This is a genomic window from Sphingomonas oleivorans (genome assembly GCF_003050615.1).
Classification (GTDB): Bacteria; Pseudomonadota; Alphaproteobacteria; order Sphingomonadales; family Sphingomonadaceae; genus Sphingomonas_H; species Sphingomonas_H oleivorans.
Window position 1 is genome coordinate 150,104 of sequence record NZ_NWBU01000004.1, and the last position, 14,283, is coordinate 164,386.

The following is a 14,283-nucleotide window of genomic DNA, read 5'->3' on the forward strand; positions in this document are numbered from 1 at the left end:
CTCGACTTTGCGCCTCACTATGAAACGCCATGCACTGGTTATATCTTTTCGCCGCGATTGGCTTCGAGATCGTGGCCACCTCCGCCCTGAAAGCGGCAGACGGTTTTACCAAACCTGTGGCAACTGCCGTCGTGGCAGTCGGCTATCTAACGGCCTTTTATTGCCTGTCGGTTGCGCTCAGGGTCATCCCGATGGGCATCGCCTATGCTCTGTGGTCCGGTATCGGGATCGTCATCATTTCGTTGGTCGGCTTTTTTGTTTACCGGCAGAAGCTCGATGGCGCGACGCTGATCGGCATCGGGCTGATCATCGCTGGCACGCTGGTGATCAATCTGCTGTCACAGCCGGCGCGGCACTGATGGCGCTGCTGTCTGCGGCCGAATCAAGCTTCCGCGCCAGCGGCCAGGCCACCACGATCGCGGCGATGCAGGCGATCAGCCCCAGCGGACCCAAGGGCCAGTAGCCGCCCAGGAACTGCGCGATCATGCCGGCACCCAACGCACCCAGCGACTGGGACAGCAACCACACGCCCGACGTCATCACCGCAAGCCGGCCACCGGGTTCGACCGCGAATGCGAGCCCCAGGAGCAGCGGATATACGATGAACCAGCTGACATTGTAGAAGATCAGGGCGGCTGCGAAGAACGGCGCCGAGGGCGCGGTGGTGAGCAGGGCGCAAGCGCCGCCGCAGACGATCAACGCGATCGATAGCGGTAGTGCGCGCGGCAATCGGGCGGCGACCGCCACCATCGCGAGATTGCCGACGGCGCTCAACAAGGTGGCGACGCTCTGATAGCGTCCGAATTCGATGGCCGAAATCGCAATCGCGCGCGCGGCCCGCTCTACGAAGGGCCAAATCGCGAGACTGCCGAACGCGAAGAGCGCCATTGCGAGCAGCACGCGCCCACCGTCGGCGCCGATGCGGATCCGGATGCCGACGACAGGATCTTTCGCGCCGCTCACCGCGTCCGGCATTAGCAGCGTTCCGACGCCAAGCAGTGCGGAGAGAGTTGCTAGGCCGACGAACATCCCGTCCACGCCATAGCGGGTGCCGATCATGGGCAGCCCGATATTGACGGCGGCGAACAACAGGGTCTGGACCGCGATGCCGGCGGAAATCGCGCGTGCCGGATGGCTGGTTTGCCCCGCGGCGAGATTGACCGCGCTGTTCATCAGCCCGAAGCCCAGCCCGGTCGCGATCCGCCCGGCGAGGAGCAGCGGATAGGACGACAATAGCGCCGACAGGAGTTGCGCCGTGACGATCAGCAATGTCGCCGCGAGGCCGAGCGAGCGGGGACCAAGGCCATAAGCGCGCGGCGCGACGAGGAACATCGCGCCGGCATAGGCCAGCGTCTCGGCCATGCTCCACCCACCCATCTGGATCGGCGAAAAACCGAAGCGATCGATCAGCCCGCCGACCAGATAGGTGGTGAAGTTGTTGCCGATATGGGCCGCCCCCGTCGCCGCGCCAATGGCAACATAGGTCGGGGCAGACGATCGGCGCGGCGCGCTGCCCATCAATCAGAACCGGTATGCGGCGGACAAGCCGTAGGTGCGGCGCTCGCCTGGATAGATGCTGATCGAGCGGTTGAAAAACATGCCGAAGCTGTTGGTGCGATAGGCACGGTCGGTCAGGTTCTTCACCCAGCCCGCAATCTCCAGCCCGCTGGCATCGAAGCGATAGGCAACCCGCGCATCACCCAGCCACAAGGGCTTCTGGCTGAAGCTATCGCGGACCAGCGCACGCTCGGCTGCGCCCGCCAGGAATGGTGCCGGATTGATGTTGGTGGCGTCGGACCAGACATGAAAGCGATAGCGGCTGCTGTAGCGCCAGTCGGTGTTGAAGCTGACCGTCCCACCCTGCAGCGCGAATTCGTAGGTGCCCGACAGGTTGAGCGTGTTGCGGGGTGCCCGCTCCAGCCGCTGTCCGGTCAGGTCGAGCGGCGCGCCCCGGTTCACCGGGAAGGGCACCGAGGCGTCGGGGAAGTCGGTATATTTGGACGACTGGAAGCCATAGCCCGCGTTCAGCGCCAGCCCGGTGACGGGCCGGGCCGTGGCCTCGATCTCGAAGCCGTTGACGCGCGCGGACGCGGCGTTCTGCGTCCTGGTGCCGACGCTTTGCAGCACCGTGACCTGCATATTCTTGAAGTCATAATGGAAAGCGGTGGCATTCAGCGTCAGCCGCCGATCGAGCCAGCTTGTCTTCACGCCGACTTCATAGGAGGTCAGCGTCTCCGGATCATAAGCCGACAGATCACCCGGGCTCGCGACATAGGTGTTGAAGGCACCCGAACGAAAGCCGCGTGCGATGCGTCCGAACAGCAGCGCATCGTCGGCAATGCTGTAGTCGGCCGACACATCCCAGGTGAAACGCTTCCACGACCGGCTCGACGGCGTGGGCGCGATCGGCGCCCCCGTCGCATCGACATAGATGCCATTCTCGGTATCGATGTAGACGAGGTTCGGAACGCTTGCGTCGAATATATTGCCGGTTTGCGTCACATAGTCATAGGCGACGCCGCCGATGCTCTTCTTCTCCCAGGTGTAGCGTCCGCCCGCGGTCAGCTTGAGACGCGGCGTTATCTGGAAGCTCAGGCTCGCGAAGCCGGCCAGGTTCCGTGTCTTGACGTCGAAGTCATAGGCTGCGCCATCCACCCCGAAATTGACCGGGCTGTAGAGGCCGAGCTGACCAAAGCTGTTGGTCTTGTCGTGCAGATAATAGGCGCCGACGATCCAGCCGAGGCGATCGCCATCGGGCGAGGCCAAACGCAGCTCGTTGGTGAAGGTGCGCGAGCGGCCACCATAGCGCTCATGATATTGCGAGACGGGGTTCGCATCATCGTCGGAATAGACGAGCGAGCTCGATCGCTCATAGCCTGCAACGTCCGTGAGCGTTGCGCCGCCGAGATCGATCTCAAGGCGCGCGTCGGTGCCGAAGCGGCGGGCACGGGTATAGCCGGGGCCATTGTTGCTGAGCGCATGGCTGTCGTCGCGCTCCGCATAACCGTCGAAATCGGTGCCGCCCGCGAGCAGGCCGACATGCTGCAAGGGCTGGTCCTGCTCTGTCTCGCCACCATGCGCCTTCACCAGCAGCGAGGCATCGGGCGCGATGTCCCACAGGAGCTGGCCGCGCAGATCCCAGATATCATAATCGCCGGCATGCTTGCCGGTGAAGGCGTTGCGATATTGGCCGTCGCGATGCTTGTAGACGCCGGCGACGCGCGCCGACAGGCGCTCGGCGACAGGCCCGCCGATCCCCAGCTCGGCTTCGCGCGTGTCATCGCTGCCATAGACCAGCCGCCCCTGCCCCGACAGCGTATCTCCCGGCTTCGTCGTGACATAGTGGATCGCACCGGCGGTGGTGTTCTTGCCCCAGAGCGATCCTTGCGGACCGCGCAGCACCTCGACGCGGTCCAAGTCGTAGAGCGGCGCGCTCTGGGCGGAGCCGGCGCTGATATAGACCTCATCCTCATAGATGCCGACCGCGGAGGACGAGGTGGGCGTGAAGTCGTTGGTGCCTATGCCGCGCAGGCGGAAACGCGGCATTGCAGCGCCCATCGCGGATTCGGCGACGAGGTTCGGAACCTGGCGGGCCACGCCGATGCCGTCGCGGATCTGGCGATCGGCGATATCCTCGCCGCCGACCACGCTGATCGAAATCGGCACATCCTGCAGATTGGCACTGCGCTTGGTCGCGGTGACCACGATCTCGCCGCCTTGCGCACCCGCATCGGCAGGCGCGGCCTCCTCGGCGGCCAGAACTGGCGCGGCGATCATCAGCGTGGCGAGCACGCCGGCCACGCTCGCGATCTTGAATGATGGTCCGGTCATTAGGTCCCCCTCGAAAATGTGATGAGAAAGAGGCTTATCCGGCGCGCACGCGCGGGAAGCGCGCTGCCGCCTCGATCGCCTCGAGATCCATGTGGCTGCGGATATATTCGCGCGATGCATCGCGAACGGGCTGATAGTCCCAGGCCTTGAGCTGCCCGCGCATATTGGCGGCGGACACGAGCCGCCGCCGGCGCTGGCTTGCGAGCACGGCCTGCTCGAGCGCCGGCAGATCCCAGCGCGCCGCCACCTCCGTCCGGAACGCCGTCACGGTCGCCGCATGCGCAGGCTCAGCCGCGAGATTGCTCAGCTCGTCCGGATCCGCCGACAGATCGTAAAGCTGGTCGGGATCGGCCGGAGAATGAATGAATTTGAAGCGCCCGCGGCGGATCATCACGATCGGCGCAATCGCGCCTTCGCCCAGATATTCGCCGATCGCCTCGTCATGCCCTTCGTCGCCCGCCAGATGCGGAAGCAGGCTGCGGCCATCCAGCGGAGCCCCCTCGGCGGCACCTACTTCGGCAAGGTCGAGCAAAGTCGGCAGCATGTCGACGAGCGAGACATTTTCTCGGACGCGGCGCGGGGCGAATATTCCCGGCGCGCTTATGATCAACGGCACACGTGCCGCGCCTTCGAAGAAGTTCATCTTGTACCAGAGGCCGCGCTCGCCCAGCATTTCGCCATGATCGCCGCACAGGATGACGACCGTGTCGTCCGCCAGCCCCGCCTCTTCGAGGCTGGCCAGGATCGCGCCGACCTGCTCGTCGACGAAGCTAATCGCGCCATAATATGCACGGCGGGCGGCCAATATCTGCGTATCGCTGATCGGATCGAGGTCGTTGCCGCAAACATGACGCAGACGCAGCGAATGCGGGTCCTGCCGGTCGAGCGGAATGACGACCCGCGGAAGCGTGATCTCATCGGCATCATAAAGATCCCAATAACGATGCGGGATCGCGAAGGGGTCATGCGGATGGGTGAGCGAGGCGACCAGGCAGAAGGGCCTCTCGTCGGTCCCGCGCGCGATGTCGAACAATTTGCGCCGTGTGGCGAAAACCACCTCCTCATCGAAATCGAGCTGGTTGGTGCGGATGCAGGGCCCGGCGGTCAGCACGGAATCCATCGAATGATACCAGCTCGGCCGCTCGGCGATGCGCGCCCAGTCAGGCGTCCAACCAAAGTCGGCGGGGTAGATGTCGGTCGTCAGCCGCTCCTCAAAGCCGTGCAACTGGTCCGGCCCGACGAAATGCATCTTGCCTGCGAGGATCGTGCGATAGCCTGCGATCCGGAGATAATGGGCGAAGCTGGGCGTCTCCGCCGAAAATTCGCATGCATTGTCATAAGCGCCAATGCGCGACGGCAGCTGCCCCGACAGCATGGAAAAGCGCGAAGGCGCACAGAGCGGGCTGCTGCAATAAGCGGAATCAAACAGCACGCCGCGTGAGGCGAGGCGCGTCAGATGCGGGGCTTTCACCGTTGCATGCCCATAAAATGGCAGGGCGGCCGCGGCCATCTGGTCTGCCATCAGGAACAGAAAGTTTAACTTGGGCGTCATCCAGCCAAATTCTCTATCAACACGGTAGAGTTCAACTAGGATGTCGGCAGCCGGGGCGTGAACCCCCTGATTGCTTAAGGATGCGATAAGTGACGCTAATGGCTACAACGGCTATGCGGTATCACCGATTGCCGCTGCGAGGCTTGGCCGTGTTCGAAGCGGCGGCCCGGCACGGCAAGTTTGCGGGCGCCGCAGGCGAGCTGCTGATGACGCAAGCCGGTGTGAGCCAGCACATCGCCCAGTTGGAAGCCGATCTCGGCGTCGAGCTGTTCGTCAGGCGCCACCGGGGAGTCGAGCTGACCTCGGCGGGCGCAGCCTTTCTCGCGTCGGTCGAGCAGGGCCTGAAGATGCTGTCCGACGGCGTGGCCTCGGCACGTCGACATGCGACCGAGAAGACGCTGCATATCCTGACCGATATCGGTTTTGCGGCCTGGTGGCTGATGCCGCGCATCGCCGCGCTGAGCGAGCTGATGCCGGATGTGGAGGTCCGGTTGATCACGACCCAATCCAATATTGACAGCCAGTCCAATATTGACGCCGAGTTGGCCGATTTCGATCTGGCTGTGCTGTTCGGACATGGGGACTGGCCCGGCTGCAAATCGGCGCGGCTCTTTGCCGAGGAGGTGTATCCGGTCTGCTCGCCATCCTATCTCGGCGGGCATACGACACCGATGGCGCCCGCCGAGGTCGGTAGGTTCAGGCTGCTTCATCTGCGCAGCGATGGCCGGCAGCGCTGGTTTGCCTGGGATGACTGGTTCACGGCTTTCGGGGATCGTCCCCGCGCTGGCCAGCAGGACCTGACGCTCAACAATTATCAGCTGGTGCTGCAAGCAGCACTGCTGGGCCAGGGCGTGGCTCTGGGCTGGGCACCTCTGATCGACGAACTCATTGGCAATGGCAGCTTGGTGCGGCTGACGCCTCAACCGCTGACGAGCGCGCGCGGCTATCATATCATCGAGCCTCTCCACCGACCGCGCAACGCGGACGTGGCGACGGTCAAGGCCTGGTTGGCGACCCCAAGCGTGCCGGACGCCTTACGCGCCACGGCATTTGAAGATTGTGAAGGCTGAGGAGCCTCATCAGCCTGTTTAGCGATTCTACCCGACGGAGACCCCGATGACGGATGTTGATGCCGCTTATCCAAATCTGCCCGACCCGGCCGGGCCGCTCGATATCGTCGCCGTTGCAGGACGGATTGGCGGCGAAGTGCGGGGGCTGCGACTGGAAGGCGATCTCGACGACGCGACGATCCTGGCTCTGCGTCGAGCGCTCTTCCGTCACAAGGTTCTCTTCTTCCGCGAACAGTCCCATCTCGACGACGAGGCGCATCAGGCGTTCGCCGCCCGGCTGGGCAAGCCGGTGAGGCATCCGACCGCGCCAGCGCAGCATGGCGACTTCCTCTTGGAACTGGATTCGCACCATGGCGGCAAGGCCAACACCTGGCACACCGACATGACCTTCCTGACCAACTATCCTTCTGCCTCGATCCTGCGCGCCGTCTCCATTCCGGAGGCTGGCGGCGACACGGTCTGGGCCAATGCGGCGGAAGCGTATGCGCGGCTTCCGCAGCCGCTCCAGCAACTGGCCGATACGCTCCGGGCGATCCACAGCAACGACTATGACTATGCCGCGAACCAGACCGAGGCGGACGAGGAGACCGATGCCTATCATGCGACATTCGTCTCGACGGTCTATGAAGCGGAGCATCCCGTCGTGCGGCTGCATCCGGAAACGGGCGAGCGCTCATTGCTGTTGGGCAGCTTCTTCAAACAGTTCGTCGGAATGTCATCGGGAGATTCGCGGCGCCTGTTCGAGACATTCCAGAGCCATATCACGCGCCTCGAAAACACGGTCCGCTGGCACTGGCGCAAAGGGGATGTGGCGATCTGGGACAATCGCGCGACCCAGCATTATGCCATCGACGATTATGGCACCCAGCATCGGGTCGTTCGGCGGGTGACTATCAGCGGCGATATTCCGCTGGGGATCGATGGCCAGAAGAGCCGACAACTCAAGCCAGTTGAGTTCTACAGCGCCTTGGCAGCCGAGTAGCGATTAGGCTGTGGCCTCGGTTGATCCCTTCGGCATGCCGGCGATGCGGAGCAGGAAGGCGACATTGTCCGCGATCGCCCGCGACGAGAGCAGGCCGATGCGGCGGCCACATCCTCCCCGTCGACGATCAACGGCCGGCGTTCAACTGCTCCAGGCCGTTGATCGGACGGATGAGGATGGACGTGCCGGCCCCGGACCGGCCGATGGCCCCGAATAGCTCGCCCTTGTGGACATCAAGGCTGAGATCATAATTAATGCATTGAGGCATCCTGTCGAAACAAGACAACTTCAAGCCATGCTCATGGAGAATAGTTAATCACGGCATATCTATGCCGAGCAAAGCCCGTGATGAGCTTTTCTTATAAGAGGATCAGCGGAATTGGCAGGACAGGCGCTCCGCTCTTCTTATTGCGTGCGCGGTAGACAGGCGGATCGATGGAGGAACGGGCGTGGATCTTGAGCTCAGGGGCAAGCGGGCGCTGGTGACGGGCGGCAGCCGGGGGATCGGCCGGGCGATCGCGCGGGCGTTGCTGGACGAGGGCGCGCGGGTGGTCATCGCCGCGCGGGATGGCGAGGCCGTGACCGTCGCGGCGAAGGAGCTGGCCGCGGCGACCGGCAGCGAAGTCCATGGGGTGACGGTCGACACGCGCGAGGATGCCTCGGTCGACGCGCTCGTCTCGGCGGCAATAGGCCTGCTCGGCGGGCTCGACATCGTGGTGAACGCGGCCGCCCGTCCGGGCGCCGTGCCGGACGTGCCGGGCATAGCGGGCGTCTCCTCCGACTATGTCCTTGAGGAGATCAACACCAAGCTGGTCGGCTATCTGCGCGTCGCCCGCGCCGCCGCGCCGCATCTCGTTGCCAATGGCTGGGGACGGATCATCAACATCAGCGGGCTTGCCGCGCGCCAGACCGGCACCATTCCCGGATCGGTGCGCAACGTCGCGGTGGCGGCGCTCACCAAGGGGCTTGCCGACGAGCTGGGGCCGAAGGGCGTCAACGTCACCGTCGTCCACCCCGGCGCGACACGCACGGAGCGCACCGCCGCGATCGTCGCTTCCCGTGCGGCCGCCGACAGCATCTCCGAGGTGGAGGCCGAGAAGGCGCTCTATGGCGGCTCGCTGATCGGCCGGATCGTGGAAGCCGAGGAAGTGGCGGCCGTCGTCGCCTTCCTCGCCTCGCCGAAGAGCGTCGCGATCAATGGCGACGCGATCGCTGCCGGCGGTGGCAGCCCACGCGCGATCCATTATTGAGGCGCTCGCGCAATCCCTTCCCCAACTCAATCCCGAAGGACAGCCATGCAATTCCGCAAGCTCGGCGGCACCGATATCGACGTCAGCCTGATCTGCCTCGGCACGATGACATGGGGCTCGCAGAACAGCGAGGCCGAGGCCCATGCCCAGATCGACTATGCGCTCGAACAAGGCGTAAACTTCCTCGATACGGCCGAGGCCTATCCCGTGACGCCCACCAGCCCGGAAACGCAGGGGCGGACCGAGGAATATATCGGAAGCTGGATCGCCAAGACCAAAAGGCGCGGCGACATCGTGCTCGCCACCAAAGTCGCAGGCCCGCTGCGTCCCGGCGATCCGCGCAAATTCCGCGGCGGCGACAACCGCCTCCACCGGCGCAACATCCATCAGGCGATCGACGACAGCCTGACGCGGCTGCGGACCGACTATGTGGATCTTTACCAGATCCATTGGCCGGACCGCACCGTCCCCTTCTTCGGCGTACGCGGCCTCGACCGGCTGGCCGATCATCCGGACTCCGCGCCGATCGAGGAGACCCTGTCCGCGCTCGACGAGCTGGTGAAGGCCGGAAAGGTCCGCCACGTCGGCGTGTCGAACGAGACGCCTTGGGGCGTGGGCGAATATCTGCGGCTCGCGCGCGACAAGGGCCTGCCGCGCATCGCCTCGATCCAGAACGCCTACAGCCTGCTCAACCGCATCTTCGAGATCGGCCTGTCGGAGATCGCGCTGCGCGAGCAGGTGGGCCTCCTCGCTTATTCGCCGCTCGCCTCCGGCAATCTTACCGGCAAATATCTGGGCGGCGTCATCCCGCCGGGATCGCGGCGCGAGGTCGCCAAGCAGTTCGTCCGCTACGACACGCCGGGGCAGGTGCCGGCGAGCGCGCGCTACGTCGCGCTGGCGCATGCGCACGGCCTCGATCCGGCGCAGCTTGCGCTCGCCTATGTCAACAGCCGGCCGTTCGTCACCTCGACGATCATCGGCGCGACCTCGATGGAGCAGCTCCGCACGAACATCGCCAGCATCGACGTCACGCTCTCGCCCGAGGTGCTGGCCGAGATCGAGGCGATCCAGCACGCCATTCCCGATCCCTGCCCGTGAAAAGTGCATGTCCGACGCCATCCTATGAGCGGCGACGGCACCCGTTATGAGAAGGCATCGTTATTCCCGGGCGCTTGGCCCGACTACATGCGATCGACCGATATGGGAGATCGTCCATGGGCCAGAAGCCATCCCGCCAGCTCAAGCTCGACGCAATCCTCGAAGGTGTCGGCGTCGATCAGGCGAGCTGGCGCGATCCAGCGCTCCCCGGCGACGCCAGCATCAATATCGACTGGTATATCGAGCAGGCCCGTCTGGCGGAGTCGGCCAAGTTCGACCTGGTGTTCATCGTCGACTCGCCCTTCATCACACCCGACACCGCGCCGCATTTCCTCAACCGGCTGGAGCCGCTGACGCTGCTCTCGGCGGTGGCGGTGGCGACGTCGCGCATCGGCCTCGTCGGCACACTCACCACCTCCTATTGGGAGCCCTATAACGTCGCACGACAGTTCGGCTCGCTCGACCATATCAGCAAGGGCCGCGCCGGCTGGAACGTGGTGACGACCGGCCTCGAGGGCGCGGCGCGCAACTATGGGCGCGAGGAGCATTTCGACCACAAGGTCCGCTATGCCCGCGCGGCCGAGTTCGTCGACGTGGTGCGCGGCCTGTGGGACAGCTATGAGGACGATGCCTTCCCGCGCGACAAGGCCGCCGGCATCTTCCTCGACAAGGCCAAGCAGCATCCGCTGAACCACAAGGGCGAGCATTTCGCCGTGGCCGGGCCGCTGGCGCTCAGCCGCTCGCGCCAGGGCCAGCCGGTCATCTTCCAGGCGGGCGAAAGCGACGAAGGCCGCAATCTCGGCGCCCGGATCGCCGACGCGGTCTTCGCCGCCTCCGACAGCTTCGAGGCCGGCCAGGCCTATTATACCGATCTCAAGGCCCGTGCCGCCGCCCTCGGCCGCGATCCCGATCTCATCACCGTGCTGCCCGGCCTGTCGCCCGTGATCGCCGATACCGACGAGGAGGCGCAGGCGATCGTCGCCGCCCAGCAGGAAGCCTTCGATATCGGGAAGCTGCTGGTGCAGCTCGGCCGCGCGTTCAACTATCACGATTTCAGGCAATATCCGCTCGACGCGCCCTTCCCGGACCTCACCGGCGTCACCCTCAACAGCTACAAGGGCCATGTCGAGCGCATCATCCGCACGGCGCGCAAGGAAAATCTGACGCTGCGCGAGGCCGCCTATCGCTTCGGCACATGGCGCACCACCTTTATCGGCTCGCCCGAGACGATCGCGGACGAGATCGAGCGCTGGTTCGTCGGTCGCGCCGCCGACGGCTTCAACCTCCGGGTCAGCCGCCCGCGCGATTTCGCGCTGTTCTGCGAACGGGTAGTGCCCATTCTGCAGGAGCGCGGCCTCTTCCGTCGCGACTATGAGCATGACACGCTGCGCGGGCATCTCGGCCTGCCGGTGCCCGAGAACCGCTGGAGCGCGGCAGCACGTCCCGAGCTGATCGCGGCCGAATAGACGTCTGCCGTTGGAAGACCGGATCGACATCGAGGCCGACGTGCTCGTCATCGGCGGTGGCATGGCCGCCTGCTGGGCGGCGATCGCGGCGGCACGAACGGGCGCGGCGGTGGTGCTGGTCGATAAGGGGTTCGTCGGCACCAGCGGCGTCACGGCCACAGGCGGACCCAATCACTGGTGGGTGCCGCCCGATCCAGTCGCGCGCCGCGAGGCGATCGACCGGCGCATGGCGACTGCCTTCGGTCTCGCCGATCCGGAATGGATGGCGCGCATCATCGATGTGACATGGCGCCTGCTCCCGCAGCTTGCGGATCATTATCCCTTCGCCACGGATGGCAAGGGCGGCACTTTCTATTCCGGCGTGCGCGGGCCGGAATATCTGCGCGCCCTCAGGGCATTCGCGACCGCCAGCGGCGCTCGCATCCTCGATCATCATCCGGCACTCGAACTGCTCGTGCATCGCGACGGATCGGTCGCGGGAGCGGCCGGCTATGCGCGGCTGCACCGCCGGGCCTGGATGGCGCGGGCGGGCGCGGTGATCCTGGCGACGGGCGGCTGCGCCTTCCGCTCGGGCCTGATCGGCAGCCATACCAATAGCGGCGACGGCTATCTGATGGCGGCGGAGGCCGGCGCCATCCTTTCCGGCATGGAATTCTCCACTGCCTATTCGCTGTCGCCGGCATGGAATTCGACGCGGACCCTGCCCTATTTCGCGGCACGCTTCTTCGATGCCGAAGGGCGGGAGTTGGACATACCGCCGCCCATGACGGGCACTCCGCATCTTCAGGCGCTGGCGGCGGCGATGCTGGCGGGACCCGTTCATGCCGACCTCGCCGATGCCCCGCAGCTCCTCAAGACGATCCTGCGCGACATCCAGCCCGCCTCGCTGACGCCGTTCGAACGCCGAGGCGTCCGCCTGTTCGAGGAGCGTTTCGAGGTGAAGCTGTTCGGCGAGGGCACCATCCGCGGCACGGGCGGCCTGCGCATCGTCGACGAACATTGCCAGACGGATGTGCGCGGCCTGTTCGCCGCCGGGGATGCGGCGACGCGCGAGCTGATCGCGGGCGCGACCAGCGGCGGCGGCGCGCAGAACTCCGCCTGGGCGTTGACCTCCGGCCATAATGCCGGCGAAGGCGCCGCCCGCCTCGCGCGCAGCATTGGCCGCCGCGCGCAGGATCCGGCACGCGGGACAGGCCAGGCCGGGCTTCGCCCCGCATCAGCCGTGCGCGCCGTCGACGGCCAGGCCGTGCTGCGGACGGTGCAGGCGCAGACGATCGCCTATGACAAGGCGCTCTGGCGCAGCGAGGCATCGCTCGTCGCATCCCGCGCATGTCTGGACGATGCATGGCGAGAGCTGAGCCACCATCATCATGCCGATGGCCTCGATCAGGTCGGAGCGCGCGAACTTGCGGCCATGACGGCAACCGCGCGCTGGTGTATCGCCGCCGCCCTCGCACGCGACGAAAGCCGAGGAATGCACATCCGCACCGACAGGCCGGATATGTCATTAGACAAGGCTTTCCGACTGTTGACGGGCGGGCTGGAAACAGTCTGGACGCGCCCGGAAACGCCGGCCGCGCAATCTCGCGACACGAGCATCGCGGCATGATCGCCCATATCTTCGCGGATCGCTGCATTGGCTGCGAAGCCTGCGTCGCGGCTTGCCCCACGCACGTCCTCGATCCCGGTGCGGATGGCGTGCCGGTCATTGCCCGGCTCAACCAGTGCCAGACCTGCTTCATGTGCGAGCTCTATTGCGAGGCCGACGCGATCTATGTCGCATCGGACCAGCGTCATCCCGAGTGGATCGATCCGGATACGCTTGCCGCCTCGGGCGAGCTTGGCAGCCTGCGGCGCGGCTATCGCTGGACGCGAGAAAATAGCCAGCCGGGCAGCCTCGACCAATTCTGGCGCCTTGGGCCCCTGTTGCGCGAAGGAGCCGAGATCGCGGCCCGGCGCTATAGGGACCGCCACCCGGGCCAGCCGGACGTCTGACGCCCCACCGATGCTTCACATCAACCAAACAAAACTGTGAAGCGCGAATCTCCAGTCCCGGAGTAGGAGATACGCATGAAAGGCCATGCCTGAGGACGAAAGACGATGAACGACACCGCAGTCTTGCCCGCCGCGATCGATTTCCCCAATGAGCTGGAAACGGTGGTGGACGGGCTCCGGCAGGCGCGATTGGACTGGCGCGCCACCCATGCGCGTTATGCCGAGCAGGGCGTGCACTTCCCTTCCCGCGCGGCGCTGGAGCGGATCCTGCGCGAATTGGGCGCGGCGCTCTTTCCGCTGCGCCTTGGGCCGCCCGAGCTCAATGCCGGCAACGAGAATGCCTATGTCGGCGCCACGCTGGAATTGATCCTGTCCCAGCTCGCCGCGCAGATCGCCCTCGAGCTGAACCTGAACGGCCCGGATAGCGATGCGGCGGCCATGGCGGCCCAGCGGATCATCGGCGCCTTCGCGGCGAGCCTCCCCGCCATTCGCCGGCTGCTCGATAGCGATGTCGAGGCCGGCTATCGGAACGATCCGGCCGCGCGCAGCGTGGACGAGGTGCTGCTCTGCTATCCCTCGCTCGCGGCCGTCATCCATCATCGCCTCGCGCACCGTCTTCACCGCCTCGGCGCGCCGATCGTGGCGCGGACCATCGCGGAGATCGCCCACACGCGCACGGGCATCGACATCCATCCCGGCGCCTCGATCGGCCCCAGCTTCTTCATCGATCATGGCACGGGCGTGGTGATCGGCGAGACGGCGGTGATCGGCACGCGCGTGCGCCTCTACCAGGGCGTGACGCTGGGTGGAGAGCCTTTCCTGGAAGGACAGGCGCATGCCTCCGGACCGGAGACACGGCGGCATCCGAAGATCGAGGACGATGTGGTGATCTTCGCCGGCGCCGCCGTGATCGGACCCGTCACCATCGGCGCGCGGTCGCGGGTCGCAGGCAATGTCTGGCTGCGCCAGGACGTGCCGTCCGACAGCTTCGTCGAACTGGCGCCGCCGCTCATCCGGCCGCGCGGCGATAGCTGATCCC

The 14,283-nt window shown here is 65.6% G+C and carries 13 protein-coding genes; 9 read left to right on the forward strand and 4 right to left on the reverse strand.

The features are described 5' to 3' along the window. The first annotated feature begins 29 nt into the window (after positions 1–29). Positions 30–359 (forward strand): DMT family transporter, encoded by a 330-nt coding sequence (locus CLG96_RS00840; protein ID WP_107965974.1) that lies wholly within the window; start codon positions 30–32, stop codon positions 357–359. Here CLG96_RS00840 and CLG96_RS00845 read toward each other — a convergent pair. From CLG96_RS00845 to betC, 3 genes are read right to left on the reverse strand one after another with little or no spacing between them, the layout of a single operon-like run. Beyond that, the gene (locus tag CLG96_RS00845) at positions 328–1,518 is read right to left on the reverse strand and encodes an MFS transporter (RefSeq protein ID WP_107965975.1); all 1,191 of its coding nucleotides are present in this window, start codon (positions 1,516–1,518) and stop codon (positions 328–330) included. The two genes, CLG96_RS00840 and CLG96_RS00845, sit on opposite strands and share 32 nt — an antisense overlap. Before the next feature lie 3 nt (positions 1,519–1,521). After that, positions 1,522–3,831 (reverse strand): TonB-dependent receptor, encoded by a 2,310-nt coding sequence (locus tag CLG96_RS00850; protein WP_165799470.1) that lies wholly within the window; start codon positions 3,829–3,831, stop codon positions 1,522–1,524. Positions 3,832–3,865: 34 nt separating this feature from the next. Beyond that, positions 3,866–5,383 (reverse strand): choline-sulfatase, encoded by a 1,518-nt coding sequence (gene betC / locus CLG96_RS00855; protein ID WP_107965977.1) that lies wholly within the window; start codon positions 5,381–5,383, stop codon positions 3,866–3,868. A 113-nt stretch (positions 5,384–5,496) separates the two neighbouring features. Between betC and CLG96_RS00860 the strand changes: the two genes are divergently transcribed. Both CLG96_RS00860 and CLG96_RS00865 read left to right on the forward strand, forming a co-directional pair. Next, positions 5,497–6,453, forward strand: coding sequence for a LysR substrate-binding domain-containing protein (locus tag CLG96_RS00860; RefSeq protein WP_279330460.1), 957 nt, complete (start codon positions 5,497–5,499; stop codon positions 6,451–6,453). 46 nt (positions 6,454–6,499) lie between these two features. Beyond that, on the forward strand, positions 6,500–7,435 hold the full coding sequence (locus CLG96_RS00865; RefSeq protein ID WP_107965979.1) for a TauD/TfdA dioxygenase family protein: 936 nt from the start codon (positions 6,500–6,502) through the stop codon (positions 7,433–7,435). Between the two features lie 127 nt (positions 7,436–7,562). On the opposite strand, the gene CLG96_RS19395 is transcribed toward CLG96_RS00865, so the two are convergent. Beyond that, entirely contained in the window at positions 7,563–7,703 is a 141-nt protein-coding gene (locus CLG96_RS19395; protein WP_423828184.1) for an ATP-binding cassette domain-containing protein, read from the reverse strand. 181 nt (positions 7,704–7,884) lie between these two features. Here CLG96_RS19395 and CLG96_RS00875 point away from each other — a divergent pair, with 181 nt between their 5' ends. The 6 genes from CLG96_RS00875 (at position 7,885) to epsC (ending at position 14,279) form a co-directional block, all read left to right on the forward strand. After that, positions 7,885–8,685: an SDR family NAD(P)-dependent oxidoreductase gene (locus CLG96_RS00875; protein WP_107965980.1), complete on the forward strand. Its 801-nt coding sequence runs from the start codon at positions 7,885–7,887 to the stop codon at positions 8,683–8,685. Positions 8,686–8,730: 45 nt separating this feature from the next. Continuing rightward, a complete protein-coding gene (locus tag CLG96_RS00880; RefSeq protein WP_107965981.1) occupies positions 8,731–9,783 on the forward strand; it encodes an NADP(H)-dependent aldo-keto reductase in 1,053 nt (350 codons plus the stop codon). A 116-nt stretch (positions 9,784–9,899) separates the two neighbouring features. Beyond that, positions 9,900–11,249 carry an LLM class flavin-dependent oxidoreductase gene (locus CLG96_RS00885; RefSeq protein WP_107965982.1) on the forward strand — a complete coding sequence of 450 codons (1,350 nt, stop codon included), beginning with the start codon at positions 9,900–9,902 and terminating at the stop codon, positions 11,247–11,249. Between the two features lie 10 nt (positions 11,250–11,259). After that, positions 11,260–12,858, forward strand: a complete 1,599-nt coding sequence (locus CLG96_RS00890) for an FAD-dependent oxidoreductase (RefSeq protein ID WP_243395551.1) — start codon at positions 11,260–11,262, stop codon at positions 12,856–12,858. Next, positions 12,855–13,244, forward strand: a complete 390-nt coding sequence (locus tag CLG96_RS00895; protein ID WP_107965983.1) for a 4Fe-4S dicluster domain-containing protein — start codon at positions 12,855–12,857, stop codon at positions 13,242–13,244. The genes CLG96_RS00890 and CLG96_RS00895 overlap by 4 nt, the downstream gene beginning before the upstream one ends. 105 nt (positions 13,245–13,349) lie before the next feature. Further along, positions 13,350–14,279: a serine O-acetyltransferase EpsC gene (gene epsC, locus CLG96_RS00900; RefSeq protein WP_107965984.1), complete on the forward strand. Its 930-nt coding sequence runs from the start codon at positions 13,350–13,352 to the stop codon at positions 14,277–14,279. The last annotated feature ends 4 nt before the right edge of the window (positions 14,280–14,283 follow it).

Coding starts and splice junctions, on each gene's coding strand:
- CLG96_RS00840 (WP_107965974.1), top strand. CDS start 30: ATGCACTGGTTATATCTTTTCGCCGCGATTGGCTTCGAGATCGTGGCC.
- CLG96_RS00845 (WP_107965975.1), bottom strand. CDS start 1,518: ATGGGCAGCGCGCCGCGCCGATCGTCTGCCCCGACCTATGTTGCCATT.
- CLG96_RS00850 (WP_165799470.1), bottom strand. CDS start 3,831: ATGACCGGACCATCATTCAAGATCGCGAGCGTGGCCGGCGTGCTCGCC.
- betC (WP_107965977.1), bottom strand. CDS start 5,383: ATGACGCCCAAGTTAAACTTTCTGTTCCTGATGGCAGACCAGATGGCC.
- CLG96_RS00860 (WP_279330460.1), top strand. CDS start 5,497: ATGCGGTATCACCGATTGCCGCTGCGAGGCTTGGCCGTGTTCGAAGCG.
- CLG96_RS00865 (WP_107965979.1), top strand. CDS start 6,500: ATGACGGATGTTGATGCCGCTTATCCAAATCTGCCCGACCCGGCCGGG.
- CLG96_RS19395 (WP_423828184.1), bottom strand. CDS start 7,703: ATGCCTCAATGCATTAATTATGATCTCAGCCTTGATGTCCACAAGGGC.
- CLG96_RS00880 (WP_107965981.1), top strand. CDS start 8,731: ATGCAATTCCGCAAGCTCGGCGGCACCGATATCGACGTCAGCCTGATC.
- CLG96_RS00885 (WP_107965982.1), top strand. CDS start 9,900: ATGGGCCAGAAGCCATCCCGCCAGCTCAAGCTCGACGCAATCCTCGAA.
- CLG96_RS00895 (WP_107965983.1), top strand. CDS start 12,855: ATGATCGCCCATATCTTCGCGGATCGCTGCATTGGCTGCGAAGCCTGC.
- epsC (WP_107965984.1), top strand. CDS start 13,350: ATGAACGACACCGCAGTCTTGCCCGCCGCGATCGATTTCCCCAATGAG.